Origin of the sequence: Arthrobacter sp. NPDC057013 (assembly GCF_042674585.1) — a bacterium.
In the GTDB taxonomy this organism is placed as follows: domain Bacteria; phylum Actinomycetota; class Actinomycetes; order Actinomycetales; family Micrococcaceae; genus Arthrobacter.
In genome coordinates this window covers 89,390-114,444 of record NZ_JBHUSE010000016.1, presented here as the reverse complement: position 1 = coordinate 114,444, position 25,055 = coordinate 89,390, and the positions used below count along the sequence as shown (strand labels likewise).

Below are 25,055 nucleotides of genomic sequence, written 5' to 3'. Positions count from 1 at the left end.
CCAGAAAAACCCGGCAAAGAAAAACACCCCGGTCCGAAGACCGGGGTGTCACCGATGACTCGACTCATCCGTGAAGGATGTCTCGACTCACCACATGCGTGCGCGAGGGGGGATTTGAACCCCCACGCCCTTTCGGACACTGGCACCTGAAGCCAGCGCGTCTGCCGTTCCGCCACTCGCGCGCAACTTCTTCCACTCAGCCCCACCGGAGTCCGGTTTGTACCTCGTAAAAGCAGCGAGATCAAGCATAACGGACATTCCCCGCAATTTCCTAATCGGGCAATCGCGGTCACTTTGAGGCACGGTTATCCCGGGCACGGCGGCGGTTAGGAAGACCCCCGAAGCCGCGGCCGAGGGACGATTCGCGCCTGTGATCACGCCCACATTCGATGGTGGAACGTGAACGAATCGGGTTCCCGGCGCGTTGTGGATTAAGGTCTTTCCCAGACGTGGCAAGTAGTATCGGATACAAAGGGGCCCGCTTCCGGCGGGCACGGTGTTTGTTGTGAGTTTCGTTGTGACTGCGTTGCCAGAATGAGTTCCACGGGACGTACTGTCCCTCAGCAGCAAGGAAAGGAGAAGACCATGGGTTTGCTGGACAAGGTCGAGCGCGGCATTGAAAAGGCCGTCCGCGGCGTCTTCTCCACCGGCTCCAAAGCCCAGGTTGAGCCCGTGGAAATCGCGAGCCGCCTCCGCCGCGAAGTGGATCACAAGGCCATCACCATCGCTGCCGGCCGCACCCTGGTGCCCAACGTCTTCGACGTTCTCCTGAGTGACGAGGATTTCCAGCGCGCCCAGGAATGGGGGACGCCGCTGGCCGAGGAACTCTGCGACGTCGTCATCAACCACGTCCGCAGCCAGGGCTACATCCTCCAGGGCCCGGTCCGCATCTCGTTCCGGCGGGACGAATCCCACCGGGCCGGTGACTTCGAGATCACCTCAAAGACAGAGAAGTCCTCCGGTTCGGCACCGGCCGCCCCGCGGGCCAGCGTGCCGGCAGCGCCAAGCCGCCAGCCGGTCCGGCTGCAGCCTGTTCTCGACATCGACGGCCAACGGTATTCACTCAATGCCCCCTCAGTCGTCCTGGGCCGTTCATCAGAGGCTGACATCCTGGTGGACGACACCGGAGTCTCCCGCCGGCATCTGGAAATCCAGACCCACGGCGGAACCACCACCGCCGTCGACCTTGGCTCCACCAACGGCAGCTACGTCAACGGACACAAAGTGGCCGGCAGCACGGAGCTCACCGACGGCTCCACCATCACGATGGGACGGACCAAAATCATCTTCCGCCTCCTGCCCGCCAACAATGGCGGCCGCCCATGAGCGAACTGACCATCACGGCCCTGCGCTTCGGGTTCCTGCTTCTACTCTGGGTCCTCATCTTCAGCATCGTTTCCGCCATGCGGCGGGACCTCATGATCGGCCGCAAGGCCGCCACCGGGGCCCCCACCGCACGGCAGGTGCGGAAGAATCCCGAACTCGCCGAGCCGGCTCCGGCGCCGGTCAAGCAGCAGGCACGCCAGCTGGTGGTCACCGAAGGCCCGCTCAAGGGCCGTACCGTCCCGTTGGCCGCGAGCCCCATCCTGCTGGGCCGCGCACAGGAGGCCACGCTTGTCCTTGAGGATGACTACGCTTCCGGCAGGCACGCCCGGCTATTTCCACAGGGGAGCCGCTGGTTCATCGAGGACCTCGGCTCCACCAACGGCACCTATCTGGCCGACCAGCAGCTCACCAGGGCCCTGCCTGTGGACCTTGGTGTACCCGTGAGAATCGGCAAGACGGTCATTGAATTGAGGCCGTAGCCATGGCCGCCCCGGACATGCCCGCGGGCGAGGTTCCAGCCTCGCCCCGGCCCCTCATCCTGCGCTATGCGGCGCGCTCCGACGTCGGCCGCATCCGCGCGAAGAACGACGACTCCGCCTACGTGGGCAGGCACCTGGCCGTCGTGGCAGACGGCATGGGCGGCCACGCCGGCGGCGATGTTGCTTCCGCCGCCACCGTCCTGGACATGATCCACCTGGACACCAACGACTACGACGACGATGCCGGCACCGTGCTGGCCGACGAGATCCAGACCGCCAACTCCCTGCTCTCGGAACTCGTCCACATCAATCCCAAGCTGGCGGGCATGGGCACCACCGTGACTGCCCTGCTGCTCGCCGGGGGCAAGCTGCACTTTGCCCACATCGGCGATTCCCGCGCCTACCGCCTGCGCGACGGCGAGTTCGAACAGATCAGCGTGGACCACACGTTCGTCCAGCGACTCATCGACGAAGGCCGGCTGCGCCCCGAAGAAGCGGAAACTCATCCGCACAAGAACGTCCTGATGCGCGTCCTCGGTGACGTCGATGCCAGCCCCGAACTGGACCTCGCCACGATCGACGTGCAGCCCGGAGAGCGCTGGCTGCTCTGCTCGGACGGCCTGAACTACGTTGCCGGCCACGCCGTAGAGCGCACCGTGCGCGAAACCCCGGACCTCCGCGAATGCGTCGAGACACTCGTCGACCTCACCCTGGAGGCGGGGGCGCCGGACAACGTCACCGTTGTCATGCTGGAGATCGTGGAGGAAACGCCCGACGACGTCAGCACCGCCGCCGTCGACATCGTGCCTGACGCCGGACAACCGGACGCGATTACCGGGACGAAGGCTGCGGCCCCCGATGAAGCTGCTGCCGCCCCTCCTGCCGGGCCCGCCGCCGCGGCGCCGGGAGCCGAACCCTCCGACGCGAAGCCGGACTCCGCACCTTCGGCCGCTCCGGCTTCCCCCGCCCAGGCTCCTGCTGCAGCCGAACCAGCCAGCGCAGGCGAAGCTGCCGCAGCCGAAAGTGCAGAGAAGCCGTCCAACGAGCCGGCCACCAGCACCGACCCCCACCTGGGCGAGCATCTTTCCGCCGAGGTGCTGCGCGAGGAGCTTTCCTCCCGGCCGCACATCCTCGTCGGCGCAGCCGTTGCTGCTGCCGAAACCGGTTCCATCCCCACCATCGCCGGCCGCACCGTCGCACGCCGCGCGGCCACGGTCCTGACGCACAAGTCGGACCAGGCCCGCGACGAGGCTGACGAATTCGCACCGGCCCGGCGTCCGCGCCGCTGGCTCACCCTGGGAATCGCGGGCGCCGCGATCCTGGTCCTCGCCGTCGGCCTCTGGCTCGGTTACGCCTGGACCCAGACGCGCTACTACATCGGCGAATTCGACCAGCGGGTGGCCATCTTCAACGGGGTATCCCAGCGCCTCGGACCCATACAGCTCTCCACGCTGGAAGCGGTCACGGACATCAGGATGGACTCACTGCCACAGTTCTCGCAGCAGCGCGTCCGCCAGACAGTCCCCGCACGGGATCTCTATGATGCCCAGCGGATCGTCAAGAACCTGGAGCGCACGGGAAGCACCGCGCCGTCGGATGAGTGCCTGACTCCCTCGCCCACCGCAACTCCTTCAGCCACGCCGAAGGTCACGGCGACCGGCAAGGCGACGGGCACCGCGACAGCCAAGGCCACCCCAAAGCCGACAGCTGCGGCATCCCCGAAGGCGACCTCAACCGCCAGGCCGACGGCTTCGCCGTCCGCAACAGCCGGAGCCTCTGCCGTACCCACCCCAACCGCAACCTGTGAGGGGGGCCAATGAGCCACGCCGACACCATGCCCAAACCCCGGCGCAACGTGGAACTGCTGTTGCTCGTGCTTGCCCTGTCGGTCAGCATCGGCGCCAACGCACTGATCAGCATCGATGAGCAGACGTCGCTGGACACGGACTTCTGGTTCCAGTCCAGCCTTCTCGCCGTCGCCGCTTTGGTGTTCCACGTTGTCCTCCGGCTCCGTGCCAAATATGCCGATCCGGTAATACTTCCGCTGGTGATTACCCTCAACGGCCTCGGCCTGGCGATGATCCACCGCCTTGATGCCCCCGGCGAGGACACCGGCAACAACCAACTGCGGTGGACCGTCATCGCCATGGCCGTTGCCATCGCCGTGATCTGGTTCCTCAAGGACCACCGCGTGCTGCGCCGCTTCACGTACATTTCCCTGGCCGTCAGTGCCCTGCTCCTGATCCTTCCCCTGGTTCCGGGCATTTCCGCCGGCGAAATCCTTGGCGCCCGGGTGTGGATCCGCCTCGGGCCGATGACGTTCCAGCCGGGTGAGGTCGCCAAGATCACCCTCGCCATATTCTTTGCCGGGTATCTTTCCTCGAACCGGGACCTCATCATGCTGGCCGGCCGCAAGATCGGCCCGATGCAGTTCCCCCGGTTCAAGGACATGGGCCCGATGATCACCGCCTGGCTCGTGAGCATCGGCGTTCTCATCTTCCAGCGCGACCTCGGATCATCTGTCCTGTTCTTCGGCCTGTTCATCGTGATGATCTACGTGGCCACCAGCCGCATCAGCTGGGTGGTCATCGGCCTCGCGCTGATCCTCGGCGGCGGCTTCGTGGCGTCCAAGGTCTTCTCACACGTCGCCCTCCGCATTGACAGCTGGCTCAATGCCTTCACCGAGGAAGTCTTCGGACGTTCCCCCGGCGGCAGCGGCCAGATCGTGGAAGGCCTGTTCGGCATGGCCAGCGGCGGCCTCGTGGGCACCGGCCTCGGCCAGGGCCGGCCCAACCTGGTCCCGTTCGCCAACAGCGACATGATCATCGCCTCCTTCGGCGAGGAACTGGGCCTGATCGGCCTGTTCGCCATCGTGATGATGTACCTGCTGCTCTTCACCCGCGGTTTCCGCGCGGCCCTCGGCACCCGCGACGCCTTCGGCAAGCTCCTCGCCTGCGGCCTGTCCTTCGCCGTGGCGCTGCAGTGCTTCGTGGTGATCGGCGGCGTCACGCGGCTGATCCCGCTCACCGGCCTCACCACGCCGTTCCTGGCCGCGGGTGGCTCCTCACTGCTGGCCAACTGGATCATCGTGGGCCTCCTGCTGATGATCTCGCACACGGCCCGCGGCCCGGTGGACACCTCACCGATGCAGCCCGGCAGGACACCGGAAGCCCAGAAGCCGGTGACCGCCGCAGGAAACCGGCAGGACCGCAACGCCACCCAGACTCTCCCAGACGCTCCCACCGAGGCGGTGAAACACCTGTGAACCAGGCCATTCGACATTCATGGATCGCCGCGATCGCCATGTTCGCCCTGATTTTTGGTGCGATCAGCTACGTCCAGGTGGTGGGCGCGGACGAGCTCAAGGCCAACCCGTGGAACCGGCGGGCCATCCTGCAGAACTACTGCAATGACCGCGGCGCGATCCTCGTCGGCGGCTCCGCCATCGCCGAATCCGTGCCGGGCAACGAGTCCTGCAAGTTCCAGCGCAAGTACAACCAGCCCGAGCTGTACGCCGGGCTGACCGGCTACTTCTCCCGGAGCTACGGGGTCACCGGCCTCGAAGGCGCCATGGATGCCCAGCTCGCCGGAAGCTCCGACCAACTGTTCTTCGACCGGATCGGCCAGCTCTTCCTGGGTAACCAGCCCAAGGGTGCGTCCGTCGAGCTGACGATTGACCCCAAGATCCAGAAGCTGGCGTACGACCTCATCCCGGACGGCCAGCGGGGCGCGATCGTGGTGACGAATCCCAAGACGGGCAACATCCTGGCCATGGTCAGCAAGCCGTCCTACGATCCCAACCTCATCGCCACCCAGGACGTCGCCAAGGAACAGGCTGCCTACAACGAGGCCATCAAGGTCCCCGGCATCAACCTGAACCCCTCGGTCAGCGGCCCCACCGGCGCCCTGCTGGCCCCGGGCTCGGTCTTCAAGCTGGTGGATACGGCAGCAGCCCTGAACTCCGGCAAGTACAACGCGGACAGCGTGCTGCCCAACCCGGCCCAGATGAGCTTCCCGGGCATCCAGTACCAGCTGCCCAACTACGCCGGCGGCAACTGTTACACCCGCAACACGGCCAGCTTCGCGTTCGCGCTGCAGCAGTCCTGCAACACGCCCTTCGCCAGCATTGCCCGCGACCTCGGCGAAAACGCGATAGCCCAGCAGGCCAGCAAGTTCGGCTTCGGCCAGGAGCTGGGCGACCAGCTCAAGCTGGACTACGCCAAGAGCGTTTTCCCCTCGGGTCTCGACGCAGCCGGACTCGCGCAGTCCGCCATCGGCCAGCGCGACGTCCGCGCGACGCCGCTCCAGATCGCCCTGATGACCTCGGCCATCGCCAACGGCGGAGTGCAGATGGCACCGAACCTCATCAAGGCGGTCCGGTCCCCGGACCTCAGGGTCATCGACGAACCGAAGCCGGTGGCTTTGCGGACCTCGACGACGCCGGAGATCGCCGCTCAGATCACCGAATGGATGACGAGCGTGGTCAGTGAGGGCATCGCCTCGGGTGCCGGCGTTCCCGGTGTCCAAGTGGCCGGCAAGACCGGCACCGCCGAGCTCGGGAACGGCCTGAATAACTCTTGGTTTACGGGGTTCGCCCCGGCTAACGATCCGCAAGTGTCCGTCACCGTTGTCATGCAGGGCGTGGACATCACCACCGGTGCACAGCTAACCAGTCCGAACGCAAAGAAGATTTTTGAGGCGGTGTTGAATAAGTGAGGCCTACATCGGGAATCACCCTCGGCGGCAGATTCCAGTTGACCACGCGTATTGCGATCGGCGGCATGGGTGAAGTCTGGAAGGCCAAGGACCAGATCCTGGGCCGGATCGTGGCCATCAAGGTACTCAAAGAGGAGTACACGGGTGACCCCGGCTTCCTCCAGCGGTTCCGCGCGGAGGCCCGCCACACCGCCCTGCTCAACCACGTGGGCATCGCCAATGTCTTCGACTACGGTGAGGAGGAAGGCTCCGCGTACCTGGTGATGGAGCTGGTCCCCGGCCAGCCGTTGAGCAGCATCATCGAGCACGAGCAGGTCCTCTCACCGGATCGCACGCTGTCCATCATGGCGCAGACGGCGCGGGCCCTGTCCGTGGCCCACGCCCAGGGCCTGGTGCACCGTGACGTCAAGCCCGGAAACCTGCTGATCACCCCTGACGGGCGGGTCAAGGTCACCGACTTCGGCATCGCGCGCCTGGCAGACCAGGTGCCGCTGACGCAGACCGGCCAGGTCATGGGCACCGCCCAGTACCTCGCCCCCGAACAGGCCACCGGCCAGACGGCCACCGGCGCCTCGGACATCTACTCGCTTGGCGTGATCGGCTACGAGTGCCTCACCGGGCACCGCCCCTTCTCCGGCGAATCCCAGATCGCCATCGCCCTGGCGCAGGTCAACGACGCGCCGCCGCCGCTGCCGGAGTCGCTGCCCAAGCCGGTCCGTGCGCTCCTGATGTCCATGCTGGCCAAGGATCCGAAGAACCGTCCGGCCAACGCCATCAAGCTGGCCGAGGCGGCAGAGGCCATCCGCAACGGTGACATCTCCGCAGCCCACGCGGCCGTCCCCGGCATGCTCCTGTACGAAGGCGGCACGGGCGCCATGACGGCACCGGTAAACATCGCCACCGCACCAACCGGCGTGATCGGTTCGGAGAAGAGCTCGACGACGGCCACCTCGGCCCTGCCTGTGCTTGGCGCAGCGGCCGCGGGTGCTGCCGCCGGCGGGGCAGCGGCTGCGGCCGCCGGCAACCCGGACGCCGCCCCCACGCGGGCAGGGAGCACGCTGTCGCGTGCGGATGCCCTGGCCGCCGAGCGCACCTGGGACCAGGAACCGGAACAGTACGACGACGAACCAGAGGATGAGCCCGAGCGGCGGAAGCGCAGCCTGTGGACCTGGCCGCTGATCGCCCTGATCCTGCTGGTGCTGTTCGCCGTCGCCGGGATCCTGCTGAGCCAGGCGGGTTTCCTGTTCCCGGGCCAGGGCCCGGCCGCCACCACGTCGAGCACACCCAGCCGCAGCATAAGCACGAGTGCTACGCCCACGCCGACGCCTACGTCGGAAACCCCGACGCCGACCCCCACACCGACGCCGACGCAGTCCACTCCCGAGGCCATCAACGTGATTCCGGAGGCATACCTCGGCAAGCAGTTCAGCGAGGTCCGCACCGAACTGATCGCGCTGGGCCTCAAGGTGGACGGCAAGGAAGTCTTCAACCCTGCCACTCCGGGCACCGTCACGGACCTCAACCCGTCGGGCCCGCTGCAGGCCGGTGACACCGTCAGGGTCACCTATTCCAAGGGCCCGGAAAAGATCAAGGTACCGGACATCAGCCCGGGCAGCACCGAAGCCGAGGTCCAGTCAGCCATTGAGAAGGCCGGGCTGCGCTGGCAAAAAGGCGCCGACGAGGCCGGCGACCCCGGCCAGGACCCCGGAACGCTTGTCCGGACCGAGCCCGACAGCGGCCGGGAGGTCGACGCCGGGTCGGTGGTGACCTACCACCTGGCCGAGGCCCTCATCCCCACACCCACAACCACGCCAACTCCAAGCGGCTCGCCGACTGGAAGGTAAGCAAGCCGTGACCACGCCACGAACTCCGTCACACCGGGAAGACAACATCCCGGTGACCAGTCAGCGTGTCCTCAACGGACGCTATGAACTCGGGGAACTCATCGGCCGCGGGGGCATGGCCGATGTGCACCGTGGCCTGGATACCCGACTGGGCCGGACGGTCGCCATCAAGCTGCTCCGCCCTGACCTGGCCCGGGACCCCCAGTTCCAGGCCAGGTTCAAGCGCGAGGCCCAGGCCGTCGCGGCCCTGAATCATCCATCGATCGTGGCCATCTACGACACCGGCGAGCACACCGTGCCGGGAGACGGGCACGACCAGGTCCGGGTTCCCTACATCGTCATGGAGTTCGTGGCCGGCAAGACCCTCCGCGACCTGATCCGGGCCCACGACATCACCATAGACCAGGCGGTGGACTACACGCTGGGTGTCCTGTCGGCACTGGAATACAGCCACAAGGCCGGAATCGTGCACCGGGACATCAAGCCGGCGAACGTGATGTATTGCGAGAACTCGGACATGGTCAAGGTCATGGACTTCGGCATTGCCCGCGCGGTCGCCGATTCCTCGGCAACCATGACCCAGACGCAGGCCGTGGTGGGCACCGCCCAGTATCTGTCGCCGGAGCAGGCGCGCGGCGAGGCTGTGGATGCCCGCAGCGACCTGTACTCGGCAGGCTGCCTGCTGTACGAAACGCTGACCGGCCGCCCGCCGTTCGTGGGTGAAAGCCCGGTATCGGTGGCATACCAGCATGTCCGGGAGAAGCCCGAACCGCCCAGCAATTTCAATCCGGACATCTCCGATGCACTGGACAGCGTGCTGGAAAAGGCGCTGCAGAAGAACCGTGCTGACCGTTTCCAGGATGCCGCGGCCTTCCGCCGTGCGCTCCGGGCCGCGAAGAACGGGATCCCTGTTCCGGCGTTGTCGCCCAGCGAGGCGCCGACCGACCCCAATGACATCCCCGAGCCGCACCGCACGCCGCCTACGGAAGCGTTCTCCATGACCGGAGCCAGCTTCCTCGATGACGCTCCCACGGGCCGGCTGCGCCGCTCCCGGGACGCCGATGATGACGAATCCGTGCTGCCGGCCGAGGCCGCGGCGGTGTACGAGACGGCCGAGCATGACGAGCTGCCGCTCGGGCTGCCCCGCGAACGCGAGCGGTCCGGTCTACAGAAGTCCCGCCGTCGGGCCTGGATCACGACGTTCGTGATCTTTACCCTCCTGGTGCTGGCCGGCGGCGGCCTGTGGTTCTACAACTTCCTCAACCAGCCACCCGCTGAACCGGCGCGGGTCGCGATTCCCTCGGTGGAGAAGCTCTCCGAATCCGAGGCGCTGCAGACGCTCTACGACGCCAAGCTGCGGCCACGGATCAAGCGGGTGCAGAACGACTCGATCGTCAAGGGGACGGCCATCGGCACCGCGCCGCCGGCGGGGTCGTCGCTGGAACCGAACTCGGAAGTGGTCCTTAACGTTTCGGCGGGCCCCAGCGCCGTCAAGATCCCGGAGACGCTGCCGGGACGGACGGAGGCGGCAGCCCGCGACATACTGCGGCAGGCAGGGCTGGTAGGCGCCCCGTCCACCACCATGGCCAACAGCGCCACGGTTCCGGCGGGTCTGGTGATCACCACCAAGCCGGCGCCGGGCCAGCAGGTGGCGGTGGGGAGCACGGTCGAGATCCTGGTGTCCACCGGCAAGGTGGCGATGCCCGAGCTTCGGGGCATGACCCGTGCCGAGGCCGAGACGGCGCTCAAGGAACTCGGCCTGGTTGCCGTGATCCGTGAGGTGGAGAATTCCCAGGTTCAGCCCGGCAAGGTGACAGGCCAGAGCGATCCGCTGAACTCGCTGGTGGAGCAGGGCAAGGCCATCACCGTCACGGTGGCCACGGCCCCGGCACCGGCCCCGGAGCCCACACCCAGTCCGACGCCGACGGCGACGCCGAGCCCCACCAAGGGCAAGTAGGCCCACCGCCGAACCAGCCCTGGTGCTGCATCGGGCTGCATCAGGGCTGAATCGGGTTAGGTCAGTGCTGGATCAGCGGGCTGAGCGTGGCGGCCCTTTCGGCTGCACCCTTCATGCCCAGCGACTCGAGCCAGTTGCCCAGCATCTGGTAGCCGCCCTCGGTCAGCACGGATTCGGGGTGGAACTGGACGCCGCACAGCGGCGCGGTGCGGTGCTGCAGCCCCATAACGACGCCGCTGGCCGTTTCCGCCGTGATCTCCAGGATCTCCGGGATCGTGTCCCGGACGGCGGCCAGGGAATGGTAGCGCGTGGCCGTCACGGGGGAGGGCAGGCCGGCAAAAACGCTGGCCCCGTCGTGCTGGACCAGGGAGGTCTTGCCGTGCATCAGCTCCGGGGCGTGGGTCACCGTTCCGCCGTAGGCCTCCGCCAGGGCCTGGTGCCCGAGGCACACGCCGAACATCGGCTTCGTCTTCTCGCCGCACCACCGGATCAGCTCGATGCAGACGCCCGCTTCCGACGGCGAACCGGGGCCGGGCGAGATGAGTACGCCGTCGCGCGTTTCTGCCATTTCGATCGCTTCGGCGAGGGTCACGTCATCGTTGCGGACCACTGTTGTTTCGGCGCCCAGCTCCTGGAGGTAGCCCACCAGGGTGTAGACGAAGCTGTCGTAGTTATCCACGACGAGGATCTTTGCTGTGCTCATGGGTTTTTCGGCGCACCAATCGTTGAGTCGGTGAATTGGGTGAACTGGGACATCCAGGGGAAAAGGAACTCGACCATCAGGAACAGGGCACCGGCCACCAGCACCAGCGACGTGAGGACGCGGAGCCAGAGCGGGCCGGGGAGATGACGGAAAATCCAGCCGTACATGCCTACCCTTCCCCCCGTGCGCGGGCAACCTGGGCTGCGATCTCAGCGGGCGGTCCGGCCGAGGCCGGTTGCCAGTGGTCCAGCACCGAGTACGCAATGATCCTTTCCTCGGAGCCGAAGCGGGGGTTGCAGCTGGTCATGGTGAGAAGTCTTTCGGTGGGGCGCACTCCCGGCTGGTTGGGGACCGGCAGGAGTACTTCGGCTTCGGTCGGCAGAACGATGCGGTTGTTGCGGAAGACGTAGACGTAGTAACCGTCCCGCGTCTGGACGTAGATCTTGTCCCCGGGAACCAGTGTGTGGATATTGTCCAGCACGGCGCCATGCGTCTGGCGGTGGCCTGCCACCGCGAAGTTGCCCACAGCGCCGGGCATGGAGGTGTTGCCGTAGTGGCCGAGGCCCAGGGTGTCCAGGACGTCCGCGCTGGTGCCTTCGACGATGGGCCGGGTGTAAGTTTCGCCGAACCGGGGGATGTACATGATCCCGATGGTGCCGCCGTGGCCGGGGGCCTCGCCTGCAACGGGCGCCCCGTAGTCCTTCGGGCCGGCGGTGGCCGTGCCGCCGGTCGTCGACGGCGCGGGGGTCACAGGCCCAGCGAGGTCCCGGGCGAAGTCCTTGACGGCAGCGCTTTGCTTGGCATCGGACTCCACGTTGGTCCACCACAGCTGCCACGCAACAAAGAGGAGCAGCACTATTCCGGCGGTAATAAGCAGCTCGCCGACGATCTGGACGGACTTCCGCAGGATCACGCCGCCGGTCGCCGGCTTGCCGGTGGCCGTCACCTTCTCCTGCACTACCACGCGATCTCCTCCAAGGCGGTTGCGGGGCACCGGTGCGGACTGAACTACAGCTAGAATTGGCTGCTAGTAAGACTTCAGACCTGACCAAGAGTGTGCAGACCGCCGGCTATCCCCTCACAGCAGGATATCAAGCCGAGGTCCGTCCTCTTGATTCAGCCGCTAAGGAGGACATGTGCCCGAGTCAAAGCCACGTAAGAAGCCTGCCCGCCCGGCCGAGCCCGTTTCCACCCAGGCCGCCTACAAGCCGAACCCCGTGTGGTTCAAACCCGTCATGTTTGGCCTGATGATCATCGGCCTGCTCTGGATCATCACCTTCTACATCAGCGAGGGCCAACTGCCGGTCCAGGCCTGGCAGTCCTGGAACATCCTGGCAGGGTTTGGCATTGCGATCGTCGGCTTCCTGATGACCACGCGCTGGCGCTCCTGAGCCAACTCCTATGACCGCAGAAGGCATCGTCATCGGCGAGGATGGCCTGGCGCGCCCGTTGTGGGCTTCCACGGATCCTCTTCTGCGCGAGTATTACGACACTGAGTGGGGCCTGCCCGTCCGGGACGAGCAGGGCCTGTACGAGCGCATCAGCCTCGAAGCTTTCCAGGCGGGCCTGTCGTGGGCAACGATCCTGCGCAAACGCCCCGCCTTCCGTGCAGCCTTCGACAATTTCCACCCCGAAACCGTGGCCGCCTTTACCGAGGCCGACGTCGAGCGTCTCCTCCAGGACGCCGGCATCGTCCGCAACCGCCTTAAGATCCGCGCCGCGATCACCAATGCGAAGGCCACCATCGCGCTGCGGGACGAGGGCGGCCTCGTGGACTTTGTCTGGAAGTTCCAGCCGACCTCCACCCCTGCTCCCGTCACCTACGCCGAGGTGCCAACAACGTCCCCGGAGTCCATCGCCCTGTCCAAGGCGCTGCGGAAGAAGGGCTTCGCTTTCGTGGGGCCCACCACCATGTTCGCCCTGATGGAGGCCATTGGCATGGTGGACACCCACCTTGTGGACAGCCACCGCCGCGGAACTTCAGGCGTCTGGGCCTGACTGCTGCCAGGAGTGCGGCCGCCCCGGACCGAGAGGTCCACACGTGTTGGTAAAGATATCCACAGTGTTGATAACTTCGGTGGCTCCGGCACGGGGAAAACAGGCTGCGCCCCCGGTTGGCGCCGCCGTAGGGCCGAAACTTGCATTTTCGAAGTTATTAACAGTTGTGGAAATGACTGTGGAAAACCCCGGGTTTCAGCCCTTTTCGGGCCGGACGGGATGCTGGCTGGTGATCGAAACGCGGTTGAAGGCGTTCATGGCGATGGCCAGCCAGCTCACTGCTGAGTATTGCTTCTCGGTGAGGTGCTCCCGCGCGTAGGCGTCCTCCTGCTCCCGTGTGCGGGCATCGGGGAGAACCGTGACGCTTTCGGCCAGCGCCAGCGCAGCGCGCTCGTGGTCCTCGAACACGGCGGTGTCCCGCCAGGCTGGCAGAACGGCCAGCCGCTGCGTGGATTCGCCGCCCTTGACGGCGTCCGTGACGTGCATGTCGAGGCAGTATGCACAGCCGTTGATCTGCGATATGCGGACATTGAGCAGTTCGGTCAGCTTCTCGTCCAGGCCGGCTTCAAGCATTGCTTCCTTGGCCTTCAGTCCGAGCCCGTTCAGTGCCCGCCAGGCTGCGGGGTGGTGCTTGTCCAGGAAGATGTGGCTGTGGGTACTCACGTTCTAGAGACTACACGGGCAGGGTGTGGATACGCGGACAGTTATCCACTTAGCAACAGGCGACTACCCACAAGTTATCCACAGGTGGGGAAAACTTGTGGGGATTGCCGGCCGGATCGGCAGAAACCCGCCCTTGCGGGCGTCTTGAACGGTGGAATCACAGCCCTGTGAGTTATTAACAGTGTGAATAACCCTGTTGAAAGAACGTCCACAGAACTCCTCCTGAGGCACCCCGGTGTCTATTAATGCCCGGAACACCCCACTCCGGTGAAGTTTTGGTGAAGTTGTCCACTTAACCACAGCGGCAGGCAGCAAAGTTATCCACAGGTGTGGACGCAAGCGTGCATACGGCTCGCCAGCGACTCAGCAGCCCGGTATCACGGGGCCTGGCCAGTGACTTACAACTGTGTAAGTTATTAACAGTGTGGATAACCGCTGTGGAAAACCCCCGGCCGGTTCGCGGGCTCGACTCCGGATCGGGCCAACACACGCCGCAGCACCCACCTCGGCCCGCACGCACAAGAATGCCCCCGCTTCGGAAAGCGGGGGCATTGCGGGGGAGTACCGTACCAGGAGGCCTGAAGCCGCGTCAGGCAGCTATGAGCACCCGGTACCAGGAGGCCACCGCCAGCAGGACCATCACGAGGGCCAGCCCGCCGGCCTGCAGGATGTTGCGCCGCGGGCCGCGTGGGGCGTAGGCGATGGCGGCTGCGCACAGGGCGCCGGTGATGAAGCCGCCCAGGTGCGCCTGCCAGGCGATCTGCGGCACCATAAAGCCGATGACGCCGTTGATCGCGATGAGTACCCAAAGCTGCCTCGTCTCACCGCCACGGTGGCGCTGCACCACGAGCATGGCGCCGAACAGCCCGAAGATCGCACCGGAGGCGCCAACGAGTCCCACGGGCCCGCCCTCGGGCAGGATCGGTGTCAGCAGCAGGTATCCCACCGACCCGCCGATGGCGGACAGCAGGTATACGGCAAGGAAGCGGATCCGGCCCAGCAGCGGTTCAAGCGCCTGGCCGAAAATCCACAGCGTGTACATGTTCAGGACGATGTGGAGCAGAAAGCCCTGGGAGTGCAGAAAAGCCGAGGTGAGCATGCGCCACGGCTGGAACACCCCGTACTCGGGCGTCGCATAAACCGACGCGTACGCGAGGGTCCGGTACACCGCGTTCCCGGGAAGCACCCACTGCAGAACGAACAGCAGGGCACACAAGGCGATGATTGCGTACGTCACCACGGGCCTGCCGGACGCAACGGCACCGCCGTAAACGGTCCGGGCTGCCGGCGTCGTACGCTTTGCTTCGTTGACGCAGTCAACACACTGGAATCCGACGGCGGCCGCGCGCTGGCACTCGGGGCATGCCGGCCGCCCGCAACGCTGGCAGCTGACGTACGAGGGCCGGTCCGGGTGCCGGGGGCACACCGGTACCTGCGCTGACGGCTCCGCCGCCGGAGTTCCGTAGGTCATGTGGCTAGAGCTGCTCGATGTCGATGCTGTTGATGGTCACATCTTCAACCGGGCGGTCGCCCATGCCGGTGCGGACACCTTCAATGGCGTCCACAACCTTCTTGGATTCGTCGTCGGCAACTTCGCCGAAGATGCTGTGCTTGCCCTGCAGCCAGTCGGTAGGGATGGTGGTGATGAAGAACTGTGAACCGTTGGTTCCCTTGCCCATCTGGATGCCGGCGTTGGCCATGGCCAGCTTGTAAGGGGCGCTGAAGCTCAGCTCGGGGTGAATCTCGTCGTCGAAGCGGTAGCCCGGTCCGCCGGTGCCGCGGCCCAGCGGGTCGCCGGCCTGGATCATGAAGTCCTTGATGATGCGGTGGAAGATGGTGCCGTTGTAGAGCGGCGTGCCGGTCTTGTCCTCGCCGGTCTCCGGGTGGGTCCAGGCCTGTTCGCCGGTGGCCAGTCCGATGAAGTTCTTGACAGTCTTGGGCGCATGGTTGCCGAAGAGGTTCACAACGATGTCGCCGAGGCTGGTGTGGATGGTTGCTTTTGCAGTTGCTGAGGCAGTCATAGGGCCATTCTTTCACGGCGGGTCAACGCGAAGCCGGGCGCAAAAGACAGTTCCGCGTTGGGTGAAATCCACCGTGAATCCGCCGGAACGATAGCAGCCCGGCTATTCGTGCACGTAGGCTAACAACAGAACCGTCACATTAATCGGGAGGTAGTTGTGAAGAAATCGGATCGTATTGCCCGCGAACTGGAGTTGTCGGTCAGTTCTGCAGTCGAGAACGCAAAAGACCGCGTGGAAGCAGCGGTGGACTGGGCAGTTCCCCGCCTCCAGCAGGGCATTGACACTGCTTCCCCCAAGATTCAGGAGGGGCTCAAGGTGGCGGCCCACAACCTGGCCGACGGCGTCGCCACGGTAACGCCGCGGCTCCAGGACGGTTTGGCGCAGCTGGCCCCGAAGATCCACGACGTCGTAGAAGGCGCCACTCCGCGCATGCACGATGCGCTGGACCGGGCCACCCCCGTTATTGCCCAGGCACGCGACCGTGTTGTGGTTGAGTACCTGCCCCGGCTTTCGGACCAGATCGGGACCGCATCCGAGGCTGTCCACAGGACGCTCGAGAGCACCCCGGCGCGCGTTGACGCCGTGGCCCAGAAGCTCGGCGACGCCGGCATCATCCACGCCATCCAGGAACAGGCCCATGTGGCCGGCGGCCACCTCAAGTCAGCCGCCAACGAGGCGAGCCGGGCAGTGACGGGCAAGGCGCTGGTGGTGGAGCCCCAGAAGCCGAAGAAGCGCGGACTCCTCATCATTGGTGTGATCACTGCGGCTGTGGCCGCCGGCGTTGCCGCTTGGAAGGCTTCAAAGCCGGTCGAGGACCCGTGGAAGACGCCCGCACCCGTAACGCCCGCACCGTCGACGCCGGCTGCAACCACCCCGGCGGCATCCGCCAGCGGTGTTGGATCGGCCGCTTCCACGCCGGCTCCGGTTCCGGCAGCCCCGGCCGACAGTTCTGCACCGGCTTCCGCTGATACGCCGCTGGATGCTGCCTTTGCCCTGGCCGCCGAGGACGAAGCCGACACTTCAGCCGACGCGTCCGCTGACAAGGCAAAGCACGTTGCCGACGACGCGGATTCCAACGCCGGTGAAGTTGCCACCGATGAGAAGACCGCGGTGAAGAACATTGCGTCCAACATCGGGAACGGCGCCGACAAGAAGGCTTAGCCAAGAGCCCGCTAGGGCAGCACCAGGAGGGGTTTCGCTGCGGCGGGGACCCCTCCTGCTGTCTCTGCGGTGCTAAGTTTGAGGGGATGTCACCCGATAGATCCGCAGAGGATGCCTTGACTGACACTGAGCCGCGCGTATCGATCGTTATCCCGGCATACAACGAGGAAAGTGTCATCCGGCAGTGCCTCATAGCGGCGGTGTATCAGTCGGTTCCGGCGCACGAGATCATCGTGGTGGACAACATGTCCAAGGACCGCACGGCGTCGATCGTCACGCAGATGCAGCAGGAGTATCCGGAGAGCCCCATTATCCTGCTCCGCCAGGACGGCCAGCAGGGACTCATCCCCACCCGCAATTTCGGCCTGGACAACGCCACCGGCGACATCCTGGGCCGGATCGACGCCGACTCGGTGGTAGAACCTGACTGGGTGGAGCAGGTGCAGAAAGCCTTCGAGGACCCGTCCACGTCCGCCGCCACCGGGCCCGTGGTCTATTACGACATGCCGATGCGCCGCTTCGGCCTCAAGGCCGATGACAAGATGCGCCAGCTGATGCTGAAGCTGGCAAAACACCAGTACCATTTCCTGTTTGGCTCAAACATGGCCCTCCGCCGGTCCGCGTGGGAGACCATCCGCAGTGAAACCTGCCGGGATGAAAAGGACGAGATGCATGAGGACATCGACCTGTCCCTGCATCTCGCGGACCACGACCTCAAGGTCCAGTACTGGCCGCAGATGGTCTCCGGGATGTCGGCCCGCCGGCTCGAGGACTCACCCCGCGACTACAGGTACTACGTGACGCGCTTCGACCGCACCTACAAGGCCCACAACGTGAAAAAGATGGCCCTCAAGGCGCCCATGGTGGTCTTCTTCTCGGTGTATTTCCCGGCCAAACTGCTGCGCGCCATCCACACGGTCAACACCAGCCAGCCTGTCCGCCGCGGCGGACAGTAGCTCCGCCGGTACTCAGTCGGCCCCCAGCTCCGCCACCGGACGCTCCTCTGGCGGTTTGCCCCGGCCGCCTTTGCCGTTCCGCTGTCCCGCCACCACCACGGCGAGGCCCGCAAGGATGAGCGCCAGCCCTGCGTAGGTGCCCGCCGGGAGTGTCTCGTTCAGGAACACCGCGGCCAGGAGCGCTGCACCCGGTATTTCCAGCAGGATAATCATGGACACCAGCAGCGGGCTCATGGTGGCCAGCAGATGGTTGAATGCCGTATGTCCCACGAGTTGGGCGCAGATGGTGATGGCCAGAATCCCCAGCCAGCCGCCGGCATTGAAACCGGTGAGGGGCTGGTTGGTGGAGATTGCCAGTGCCGCCACGAGGACGGCGCACATGCCGTAGCAAAGGGCCGTGTAGGTTCCGGTGGTCATGCTTTGGCGGGCCCGGCCGCCGGCCAGGGTGTAGATGCCCGCGAGGAGTCCGCCGGCCATGGCCAGCATGTCGCCCAGCAGGGCGTCGGGGGACGTGCCCATGTCGAAACCGGTGATGGCCACGACGCCGCCGAAAGAGATGCCCAGGCCCACCAGGACCTGCCAGCGGTGCCGCACGCCGCGGAAGAGCTGCAGGACGGCGATCCAGGCGGACTGCAGGCAGACGAGGGCCGTGGCGGCAGCCACGGAGGTCAGCTGGAGGGACGTGATGAAACAGGCGAAGTGCAGGGCCAGGGCCACCGCCGCGACGAGCGACCAGCGGACCTCATAGCGCCCGATGCGGCTGAACTGGCGCGGCTCACGGATCAGGGTGGGGGTTGCCATCACGGCTGCGGCGATGGCGTTGCGCCAGAAGGCGATGCCGAGGGCCGTGACAGTGGTGGCACCGAGCGTGGCGGCGATGAGCGGTCCTGATGAAGCCACGCCCAGGACACCCAAGGCAGCAAAGAAGAGGTTCACGCTTCCACAGTAGTGGGCCGGGAACAGGGGGCCGGGCAAACGAAAAGGCCCCGGCCGTTTCCGACCGGGACCTTCCTTATGGTGGAGGCACGGGGACTCGAACCCCGAACCCCCTGCTTGCAAAGCAGGTGCGCTACCAATTGCGCCATGCCCCCATAAGAAGCAACCCGTCTATCGTACCCTAGTTCCGAAGGCTGGCTGACCAGCCTCCGCACCGGGATCCGGGCTATTCAACCTTGTCGGTTGATTCGCTCCAGACTGTTTTCCGGGCTTCGGATTCCTGCACCTTCTTCTTGTAGAAAAGGACGCCCGCGACCGCAGCTGCAATAACCAGCAACTTCTTCACACGCACCCCGTTCCGGCTGGATTCCTAAGAGTCCTACCTAAACCCCTACTCGAACCTGTGCAGGTTCCGTGGGCGTACCAGGACTTGAACCTGGGACCTCTTCGTTATCAGCGAAGCGCTCTAACCGCCTGAGCTATACGCCCCGATGCCTCATCGGGCCGAGACAAGACTCTACAGCACATCCCGGCCCGATCTCAAATCGAGGCTTTCCAGCGGGGTTTCCCGCGGAAATACAGGGTTTTCAGTCGTCCGTCAGAGTCACGCCGATGCCGCCAACAAGGGTTGCCGAGATGTTGTACAGGACGGCTGACAGCATGGACAGGGCCGTGAGCAACACCACATTCACGACGGCGATGATCGTCGCGAAAGATGCCACCTGGCCGAGCGAAGCGACCTTCTTCAGTTCAAAGCCGCCACCCTCGGAACCGGCGAGGGTTCCCAGCAGGCTGTCCACCTGGTCAAAGATGCCGGTCAGGTCCAGCACGGTCCACAGCACGATGGCGGCCACGACCGTGACGATGCCGAGCGCGACGGACAGCAGGAATGCCATTTTCAGCACGGACCAGGGGTCGACCTTGCTGACCAGGAGCCGGGCGCGGCGCACCTTGGCCTTCGGGGCCGGCTTGACCAGCCCGGGCGCACCTTGGGCGGCCTGCGGCCGCTGTCCCGGGGCCGCCGGACGCTGTGCCGGCGCGGCCGGCCGCTGGCCCTGCGGGCCCTGGCCTGCGGGCGCCGGGCGCTGTCCCGCACCTGCAGGACGCTGCCCCGGAGCGCCCGACGGCGTGGCCGGGCTCTGTTGGGGACGCACCGGGGCATTCACCCGGGGAGCGGATGCCGGCTGACGCATCCCGCCGGGACCATTACTGCTCGGCTTGGGAAATGAGTCGGAATTGCTCACTCGTTACCTCCGGTGTTGTCTTCGTTCGCCTCAGCATCGCCGGACGTTCCTTCTGCTTCATCGACCATTCCTGAAGCCGCCTCTGCGGATTCCTCGTCTGGTCCGGCATCTTCAGCCAACGTTACGTCATCAGCGGCGATAGCCAAGATTTCTGACGCACTCGGTTCATCCGTGTGATCAGCCTCGGACTCGCGCTCGGCGCTGGCTTCAACTTCGTCTTCGAGGCCACGTTCGGTGTTGCGGGCAACCTCAATGATGCGGTCGTTCTTGTCCGGCTTCGCGAAGATGACCCCCATCGTGTCGCGGCCCTTGGCCGGGACGCCGGCCACGGATGAGCGGACCACCTTGCCGCCGCCCATGACCACCAGGACCTCGTCTTCCTCCTGGACCACCAGGGCGCCCACAAGATCCCCGCGTTCCTCGGCGAGCTTGGCCACCTTGATGCCCAGGCCGCCGCGGCCCTGCAGCCGGTATTCCTCGACGGCGGTGCGCTTGGCGTAGCCGCCTTCAGTCACCACGAAGACGTAGGACCCCTCGGCCACCACGTTCATGGCGAGCAGTTCGTCGTCCTCACGAAACTTCATCCCCGTCACGCCGGACGTGGCGCGGCCCATGGGGCGGAGCGCGTCGTCGGTGGCCGTGAAGCGGATGGACTGGCCCTTGCGGGACACCAGCATGAGGTCATCCGTCTCGGAAACCAGCTGCGCGGAAACGAGCTCGTCCTCGTCCCGGAGGTTGATGGCGATGACGCCGGCGGACCGGTTGGTGTCGTAGTCCTCCAGCCGCGTCTTCTTGACCAGGCCCCGCTTGGTGGCCAGCACCAGGTACGGCGCATGCTGATAGTCCTTCAGGTCCAGCACCTGGGCGATGTGCTCGTCCGGCTGGAAGGCCAGCAGGTTTGCCACGTGCTGGCCCTTGGTGTCACGGCCGCCCTCGGCAAGTTCGTAGGCCTTGGCCCGGTACACACGGCCGAAGTTGGTGAAGAAGAGGAGCCAGTGGTGGGTGGTGGTGACGAAGAAGTGTTCCACCACGTCATCGCCGCGCAGCTGGGCACCCTTGATGCCCTTGCCGCCGCGCTGCTGCGAACGGTAGTTGTCACTCCGCGTGCGCTTGACGTAGCCGCCGCGGGTGATGGTGACCACCACTTCCTCTTCGGGAATGAGGTCTTCCATGGACATATCGCCGTCATAGCCCATCAGGATCTGCGTGCGGCGGTCGTCGCCGTGCTTGGCCACGATCTCGGCGAGCTCCTCGCTGATGATCGTGCGCTGGCGTTCCTCCGAGCCGAGGATCGCGTTGTATTCGGCGATCATGGCTTCGAGCTCGGCGTGGCGGTCCTGGATCTTCTGGCGTTCCAGGGCAGCCAACCGACGGAGCTGCATGTCCAGGATGGCGCGGGCCTGGATCTCGTCGATATCCAGCAGCTGCATGAGGCCATCCCGTGCAGCCTCGGTGGTGCTCGAGGCGCGGATCAGCGCGATGACCTCGTCCAGCATGTCCAGGGCCTTGAGGAGGGCACGCAGGATGTGTGCCTCTTCCTCGGCCTTGCGCAGGCGGTAGCGCGTGCGTCGGGCGATGACGTCCATCTGGTGCGTGACCCAGTGGCGGATGAAGGCATCGAGGCTGAGGGTGCGCGGCACTCCATCCACGATCGCCAGCATGTTCGCGCCGAAGTTTTCCTGCAGCTGGGTGTGCTTGTAGAGGTTGTTCAGCACCACCTTGGCGACGGCGTCGCGCTTCAGGACGATGACCAGGCGCTGGCCGGTGCGTCCGGACGTCTCGTCGCGGAGGTCGGCGATGCCCTGGACCTTGCCGTCCTTGACCAGTTCGGCGATCTTGATGGCCAGGTTGTCCGGGTTCGCCTGGTAGGGCAGCTCGGTGACCACCAGGCAGGTCCGGCCCTGCAGTTCCTCGACGTTGACCACGGCACGCATGGTGATGGAGCCGCGGCCGGTACGGTAGGCATCCTCGATGCCCTTGTGGCCCAGGATGGTGGCGCCCGTGGGGAAATCCGGTCCCTTGATCCGCTTCAGCAGTTCCTCGAGGAGCTGCTCGCGGCTGGCGGTAGGGTTGGCCAAATACCACTGGACGCCGTCGGCCACTTCGCGCAGGTTGTGCGGCGGGATGTTGGTGGCCATGCCGACGGCGATGCCGGAGGACCCGTTGACCAGCAGGTTGGGGAACCGCGCCGGGAGGATCGTAGGTTCCTGGTTCTTGCCGTCGTAGTTGTCCTGGAAATCGACGGTCTCCTCGTCGATATCGCGGACCATCTCCATGGCGAGCGGCGCCATCTTGGTTTCCGTGTACCGAGGGGCTGCGGCACCGTCGTTGCCGGGTGAGCCGAAGTTTCCCTGGCCCAGCGCCAGCGGATAGCGCATGGTCCAGTCCTGGATCAGCCGCACCAGGGCATCGTAAATCGCCGTATCGCCGTGCGGGTGGTACTGGCCCATGACCTCGCCCACCACACGGGCGCACTTGTTGAAGGCACGGTCCGGGCGGTACCCGCCGTCGAACATTGCATACAGCACACGGCGGTGGACGGGCTTCAGCCCGTCGCGTACGTCCGGCAGCGCCCGGCCGACGATGACGGCCATGGCGTAGTCGAGGTAGGAGCGCTGCATCTCCGTCTGCAGGTCCACCTGCTCCACGCGGTCGACCAGCACGTCGCCCTCCAGCACCGGCTCCGTGCCATCCGGAGACTCGGCCGGGACCTCGGGTGTTTCGTCACTCATAGTCTGTATTTTCCGTTTCAGGTATATGTCGGCTCTGGAATATCAAGGGCGCAAACCGCTAGATATCGAGGAACCTGACGTCCTTGGCGTTCTGCTGGATGAAGTTTCGGCGCGACTCGACGTCCTCGCCCATCAGCACGGCGAAGATCTGGTCTGCGGCGGCTGCGTCCTCCATGGTCACCTGCAGAAGCGTGCGCCGGTCCGGGTCCATGGTGGTGTCCCAGAGTTCGGTGTAGTCCATCTCGCCCAGGCCCTTGTAGCGCTGGATGCCGTTTTCCTTCGGAATGCGGCGGCCCGCCGCCTGGCCGGAGACCAGGACGGCGTCGCGCTCACGGTCGCTGAAAACGTAGTCGTGCGGCGCGTTGGACCACTTGATCCGGTACAGCGGCGGCTGCGCGAGGTAGACGTAGCCGTTCTCGATCAGGGGGCGCATGTAGCGGAAGAGCAGCGTCATCAGCAGCGTGGTGATGTGCTGGCCGTCGACGTCGGCATCGGCCATCAGCACAATCTTGTGGTAGCGCAGCTTGCTGAGGTCGAAGTCCTCGCCAATGCCCGTGCCGAAAGCGGTGATCATGGACTGGACCTCGTTGTTGCCGAGAGCCTTGTCCAGGCGTGCCCGCTCGACGTTCAGGATCTTGCCGCGGAGCGGGAGGATGGCCTGCGTTTCGGGGTTGCGCCCGCGCTTGGCCGAACCGCCTGCGGAGTCACCCTCCACCAGGTAGACCTCGCACTTGGAGGGGTCCTTCGAGGAGCAGTCGGAGAGCTTGCCCGGCATGCCGAAAGACTCCAGCGGACTCTTCCGGCGCGCATTGTCACGGGCCTTGCGCGCGGCCATGCGGGCCTGCGCAGCTGAAATGGCTTTGCGGATGACGTCCTTGGCGGGGCCGGGGTTGCGCTCCAGCCAGTCGCCGAGCTGGTCGGTGACCACCCGCTGCACGAAGCCCTTGACCTCGGAGTTGCCGAGCTTGGTTTTGGTCTGGCCCTCGAACTGCGGCTCGGACAGCTTCACGGAGATGACGGCCGTCAGGCCCTCACGGATGTCATCGCCGGTAAGGTTCTCGTCCTTTTCCTTGATGATGGTCTTCTCGCGCGCATAGCGGTTGATGAGCGACGTCATCGCGGCGCGGAAGCCCTCTTCGTGGGTGCCGCCTTCGTGGGTGTTGATGGTGTTGGCGTAGGTGTGGACGCTTTCGGAGTAGGCCGTGGTCCACTGCATCGCCATCTCGACCGCGATATGCCGCTCGGTGTCCTCAGTTTCGAAGGCGATGACGTCCTCGTGGACAACATCCACCTTCTTGCTGGAGTTCAGGTGCTTGACGTAGTCGAGGAGGCCGTCGTTGTACTGGTAGACCACCGTGCGGTGCTCGGCGAGGACCTCGCCCTCGGTCAGCACGCCGTCCAGGTCCAGGTCGCCGGCGTCGTCCGTGCCGGCTGCCGTTTGGCGCTCGTCCGTCAGGGTGATTTTCAGCCCCTTGTTGAGGAAGGCCATCTGCTGGAAACGCGCGCGGAGCGTCTCGAAGTCGAACTCGGTGGATTCGAAAATGCTCGGATCCGGGTAGAAGGTCTGGGTGGTTCCGGTCTCGGCCGTCTGCTCGCCCTGGACCAGGGCACCCTGCGGCTTGCCCCCGTCGGCGAAGGACATGCGCCAGACGTGGCCCTGCCTGCGGACTTCCGTGTTCACGCGGGTGGAGAGGGCGTTGACCACGGAAATGCCCACGCCGTGGAGGCCACCGGACACGGCGTAGCCGCCGCCGCCGAACTTGCCGCCGGCGTGCAGGATGGTCATGACCACCTCGACCGTGGGCTTGCCCTCTGTGGGGTGGATGTCCACCGGGATGCCGCGGCCGTCGTCGGATACCTTGACACCGCCGTCTGCCTGCAGAACAACTTCGATGTGCGTGCAGTACCCCGCGAGGGCCTCATCCACGGAGTTGTCCACCACCTCATACACCAGGTGGTGCAGGCCGCGCAGACCGGTGGAACCGATGTACATGCCGGGCCGCTTCCGCACGGCCTCGAGGCCCTCAAGAACGGTGATGTCGCTGGCGCCGTACTCCCGCGGTGTGGCAGTCTCAGCCGGTGTGCCGGACGTCCGGGCATCCTCCGCTACAGGCTCCACTGCCTCGATATCTGCATTGTCGTTAGCCACAGGCGCTTTCGACTCCTCTATGTTCGATGATGGCCGGCCTCAGCCGTCCGCCGGAAAAGGCGTCCGCCAAAAGGCACGTCACTGCCAGCGCCAGCTGCTCGGTTGGCCTGCGGAACCGTTCCCGCGCGCGGAAAAAGCGCGGGAAAACGGACTCAGTCAACGTTTCACCG

General features: G+C 65.6%; 22 protein-coding genes and 3 tRNA genes. 11 read left to right on the top strand and 14 right to left on the bottom strand.

Going from position 1 to position 25,055, the window contains the following annotated elements:
* Positions 1-99: 99 nt before the first annotated feature.
* Positions 100-182: transfer RNA gene (locus ACFTSA_RS18245), tRNA-Leu, on the bottom strand.
* A 403-nt stretch (positions 183-585) separates the two neighbouring features.
* Here ACFTSA_RS18245 and ACFTSA_RS18240 point away from each other — a divergent pair.
* Genes ACFTSA_RS18240 through pknB form a run of 7 tightly spaced genes read left to right on the top strand, consistent with a single transcriptional unit; the run spans position 586 to position 10,322 of the window.
* Positions 586-1,326 carry an FhaA domain-containing protein gene (locus ACFTSA_RS18240; RefSeq protein ID WP_377953048.1) on the top strand — a complete coding sequence of 247 codons (741 nt, stop codon included), beginning with the start codon at positions 586-588 and terminating at the stop codon, positions 1,324-1,326.
* The gene (locus ACFTSA_RS18235) at positions 1,323-1,805 is read left to right on the top strand and encodes an FHA domain-containing protein (RefSeq protein WP_331575215.1); all 483 of its coding nucleotides are present in this window, start codon (positions 1,323-1,325) and stop codon (positions 1,803-1,805) included. The genes ACFTSA_RS18240 and ACFTSA_RS18235 overlap by 4 nt, the downstream gene beginning before the upstream one ends.
* A gap of 2 nt (positions 1,806-1,807) precedes the next feature.
* Entirely contained in the window at positions 1,808-3,625 is a 1,818-nt protein-coding gene (locus tag ACFTSA_RS18230; RefSeq protein WP_377953046.1) for a protein phosphatase 2C domain-containing protein, read from the top strand.
* Positions 3,622-5,070 (top strand): FtsW/RodA/SpoVE family cell cycle protein, encoded by a 1,449-nt coding sequence (locus ACFTSA_RS18225; RefSeq protein ID WP_377953044.1) that lies wholly within the window; start codon positions 3,622-3,624, stop codon positions 5,068-5,070. The genes ACFTSA_RS18230 and ACFTSA_RS18225 overlap by 4 nt, the downstream gene beginning before the upstream one ends.
* Positions 5,067-6,521, top strand: coding sequence for a peptidoglycan D,D-transpeptidase FtsI family protein (locus tag ACFTSA_RS18220; RefSeq protein ID WP_377953043.1), 1,455 nt, complete (start codon positions 5,067-5,069; stop codon positions 6,519-6,521). The genes ACFTSA_RS18225 and ACFTSA_RS18220 overlap by 4 nt, the downstream gene beginning before the upstream one ends.
* Positions 6,518-8,365: a protein kinase gene (locus ACFTSA_RS18215; protein WP_377953041.1), complete on the top strand. Its 1,848-nt coding sequence runs from the start codon at positions 6,518-6,520 to the stop codon at positions 8,363-8,365. The genes ACFTSA_RS18220 and ACFTSA_RS18215 overlap by 4 nt, the downstream gene beginning before the upstream one ends.
* A gap of 7 nt (positions 8,366-8,372) precedes the next feature.
* Positions 8,373-10,322, top strand: a complete 1,950-nt coding sequence (pknB, locus tag ACFTSA_RS18210) for a Stk1 family PASTA domain-containing Ser/Thr kinase (protein ID WP_377953039.1) — start codon at positions 8,373-8,375, stop codon at positions 10,320-10,322.
* A gap of 61 nt (positions 10,323-10,383) precedes the next feature.
* On the opposite strand, the gene ACFTSA_RS18205 is transcribed toward pknB, so the two are convergent.
* From ACFTSA_RS18205 to ACFTSA_RS18195, 3 genes are read right to left on the bottom strand one after another with little or no spacing between them, the layout of a single operon-like run.
* Positions 10,384-11,025 carry an aminodeoxychorismate/anthranilate synthase component II gene (locus ACFTSA_RS18205; RefSeq protein ID WP_377953037.1) on the bottom strand — a complete coding sequence of 214 codons (642 nt, stop codon included), beginning with the start codon at positions 11,023-11,025 and terminating at the stop codon, positions 10,384-10,386.
* Positions 11,022-11,192, bottom strand: a complete 171-nt coding sequence (locus ACFTSA_RS18200) for a hypothetical protein (protein ID WP_043418205.1) — start codon at positions 11,190-11,192, stop codon at positions 11,022-11,024. Before ACFTSA_RS18200 ends, ACFTSA_RS18205 begins: the two co-directional genes overlap by 4 nt.
* Before the next feature lie 2 nt (positions 11,193-11,194).
* Complete coding sequence (locus ACFTSA_RS18195; protein ID WP_377953036.1) at positions 11,195-11,989, bottom strand: class E sortase; 795 nt, start codon at positions 11,987-11,989, stop codon at positions 11,195-11,197.
* Between the two features lie 172 nt (positions 11,990-12,161).
* Here ACFTSA_RS18195 and ACFTSA_RS18190 point away from each other — a divergent pair, with 172 nt between their 5' ends.
* Together ACFTSA_RS18190 and ACFTSA_RS18185 are read left to right on the top strand one after the other, a co-directional pair.
* Complete coding sequence (locus ACFTSA_RS18190) at positions 12,162-12,416, top strand: cell division protein CrgA (protein ID WP_331575223.1); 255 nt, start codon at positions 12,162-12,164, stop codon at positions 12,414-12,416.
* 10 nt (positions 12,417-12,426) lie between these two features.
* A complete protein-coding gene (locus ACFTSA_RS18185) occupies positions 12,427-13,023 on the top strand; it encodes a DNA-3-methyladenine glycosylase I (protein ID WP_377953034.1) in 597 nt (198 codons plus the stop codon).
* A gap of 195 nt (positions 13,024-13,218) precedes the next feature.
* On the opposite strand, the gene ACFTSA_RS18180 is transcribed toward ACFTSA_RS18185, so the two are convergent.
* From ACFTSA_RS18180 to ACFTSA_RS18170, 3 genes are all read right to left on the bottom strand, one after another.
* On the bottom strand, positions 13,219-13,686 hold the full coding sequence (locus ACFTSA_RS18180) for a carboxymuconolactone decarboxylase family protein (protein ID WP_377953033.1): 468 nt from the start codon (positions 13,684-13,686) through the stop codon (positions 13,219-13,221).
* Between the two features lie 589 nt (positions 13,687-14,275).
* Entirely contained in the window at positions 14,276-15,157 is an 882-nt protein-coding gene (locus ACFTSA_RS18175) for a rhomboid family intramembrane serine protease (RefSeq protein WP_377953031.1), read from the bottom strand.
* 4 nt (positions 15,158-15,161) lie between these two features.
* Positions 15,162-15,707, bottom strand: a complete 546-nt coding sequence (locus tag ACFTSA_RS18170) for a peptidylprolyl isomerase (protein ID WP_003800238.1) — start codon at positions 15,705-15,707, stop codon at positions 15,162-15,164.
* A gap of 156 nt (positions 15,708-15,863) precedes the next feature.
* On the opposite strand from ACFTSA_RS18170, the gene ACFTSA_RS18165 reads away from it, so the two are divergent.
* Both ACFTSA_RS18165 and ACFTSA_RS18160 read left to right on the top strand, forming a co-directional pair.
* The gene (locus tag ACFTSA_RS18165; protein WP_377953029.1) at positions 15,864-16,868 is read left to right on the top strand and encodes a hypothetical protein; all 1,005 of its coding nucleotides are present in this window, start codon (positions 15,864-15,866) and stop codon (positions 16,866-16,868) included.
* Positions 16,869-16,954: 86 nt separating this feature from the next.
* Positions 16,955-17,824: a glycosyltransferase gene (locus ACFTSA_RS18160; RefSeq protein ID WP_377953028.1), complete on the top strand. Its 870-nt coding sequence runs from the start codon at positions 16,955-16,957 to the stop codon at positions 17,822-17,824.
* A gap of 12 nt (positions 17,825-17,836) precedes the next feature.
* Here the strand turns inward: ACFTSA_RS18160 and ACFTSA_RS18155 are convergent, their stop codons facing one another.
* The 7 genes from ACFTSA_RS18155 to gyrB all read right to left on the bottom strand — a co-directional run bounded on the left by ACFTSA_RS18155 (position 17,837) and on the right by gyrB (position 24,885).
* Entirely contained in the window at positions 17,837-18,760 is a 924-nt protein-coding gene (locus ACFTSA_RS18155) for a DMT family transporter (protein WP_377953027.1), read from the bottom strand.
* A gap of 79 nt (positions 18,761-18,839) precedes the next feature.
* Positions 18,840-18,915: transfer RNA gene (locus tag ACFTSA_RS18150), tRNA-Ala, on the bottom strand.
* 71 nt (positions 18,916-18,986) lie between these two features.
* The gene (locus ACFTSA_RS18145; protein ID WP_217491532.1) at positions 18,987-19,106 is read right to left on the bottom strand and encodes a DLW-39 family protein; all 120 of its coding nucleotides are present in this window, start codon (positions 19,104-19,106) and stop codon (positions 18,987-18,989) included.
* 69 nt (positions 19,107-19,175) lie between these two features.
* A tRNA-Ile gene (locus tag ACFTSA_RS18140) sits at positions 19,176-19,249 on the bottom strand.
* A gap of 98 nt (positions 19,250-19,347) precedes the next feature.
* A complete protein-coding gene (locus tag ACFTSA_RS18135) occupies positions 19,348-20,004 on the bottom strand; it encodes a DUF3566 domain-containing protein (RefSeq protein WP_377953026.1) in 657 nt (218 codons plus the stop codon).
* Positions 20,001-22,736, bottom strand: a complete 2,736-nt coding sequence (gyrA, locus tag ACFTSA_RS18130) for a DNA gyrase subunit A (protein ID WP_377953025.1) — start codon at positions 22,734-22,736, stop codon at positions 20,001-20,003. Before gyrA ends, ACFTSA_RS18135 begins: the two co-directional genes overlap by 4 nt.
* A gap of 58 nt (positions 22,737-22,794) precedes the next feature.
* Positions 22,795-24,885, bottom strand: a complete 2,091-nt coding sequence (gene gyrB / locus ACFTSA_RS18125; protein ID WP_377953024.1) for a DNA topoisomerase (ATP-hydrolyzing) subunit B — start codon at positions 24,883-24,885, stop codon at positions 22,795-22,797.
* Between the last annotated feature and the right edge of the window lie 170 nt (positions 24,886-25,055).

Excerpts from the sequence above, each read along its gene's own strand:
- ACFTSA_RS18230 (WP_377953046.1), top strand. The coding sequence starts at position 1,808 with ATGGCCGCCCCGGACATGCCCGCGGGCGAGGTTCCAGCCTCGCCCCGG.
- ACFTSA_RS18240 (WP_377953048.1), top strand. The coding sequence starts at position 586 with ATGGGTTTGCTGGACAAGGTCGAGCGCGGCATTGAAAAGGCCGTCCGC.
- ACFTSA_RS18170 (WP_003800238.1), bottom strand. The coding sequence starts at position 15,707 with ATGACTGCCTCAGCAACTGCAAAAGCAACCATCCACACCAGCCTCGGC.
- ACFTSA_RS18185 (WP_377953034.1), top strand. The coding sequence starts at position 12,427 with ATGACCGCAGAAGGCATCGTCATCGGCGAGGATGGCCTGGCGCGCCCG.
- ACFTSA_RS18200 (WP_043418205.1), bottom strand. The coding sequence starts at position 11,192 with ATGTACGGCTGGATTTTCCGTCATCTCCCCGGCCCGCTCTGGCTCCGC.
- ACFTSA_RS18205 (WP_377953037.1), bottom strand. The coding sequence starts at position 11,025 with ATGAGCACAGCAAAGATCCTCGTCGTGGATAACTACGACAGCTTCGTC.
- gyrA (WP_377953025.1), bottom strand. The coding sequence starts at position 22,736 with ATGAGTGACGAAACACCCGAGGTCCCGGCCGAGTCTCCGGATGGCACG.
- ACFTSA_RS18160 (WP_377953028.1), top strand. The coding sequence starts at position 16,955 with ATGTCACCCGATAGATCCGCAGAGGATGCCTTGACTGACACTGAGCCG.
- ACFTSA_RS18175 (WP_377953031.1), bottom strand. The coding sequence starts at position 15,157 with ATGACCTACGGAACTCCGGCGGCGGAGCCGTCAGCGCAGGTACCGGTG.
- ACFTSA_RS18225 (WP_377953044.1), top strand. The coding sequence starts at position 3,622 with ATGAGCCACGCCGACACCATGCCCAAACCCCGGCGCAACGTGGAACTG.
- ACFTSA_RS18235 (WP_331575215.1), top strand. The coding sequence starts at position 1,323 with ATGAGCGAACTGACCATCACGGCCCTGCGCTTCGGGTTCCTGCTTCTA.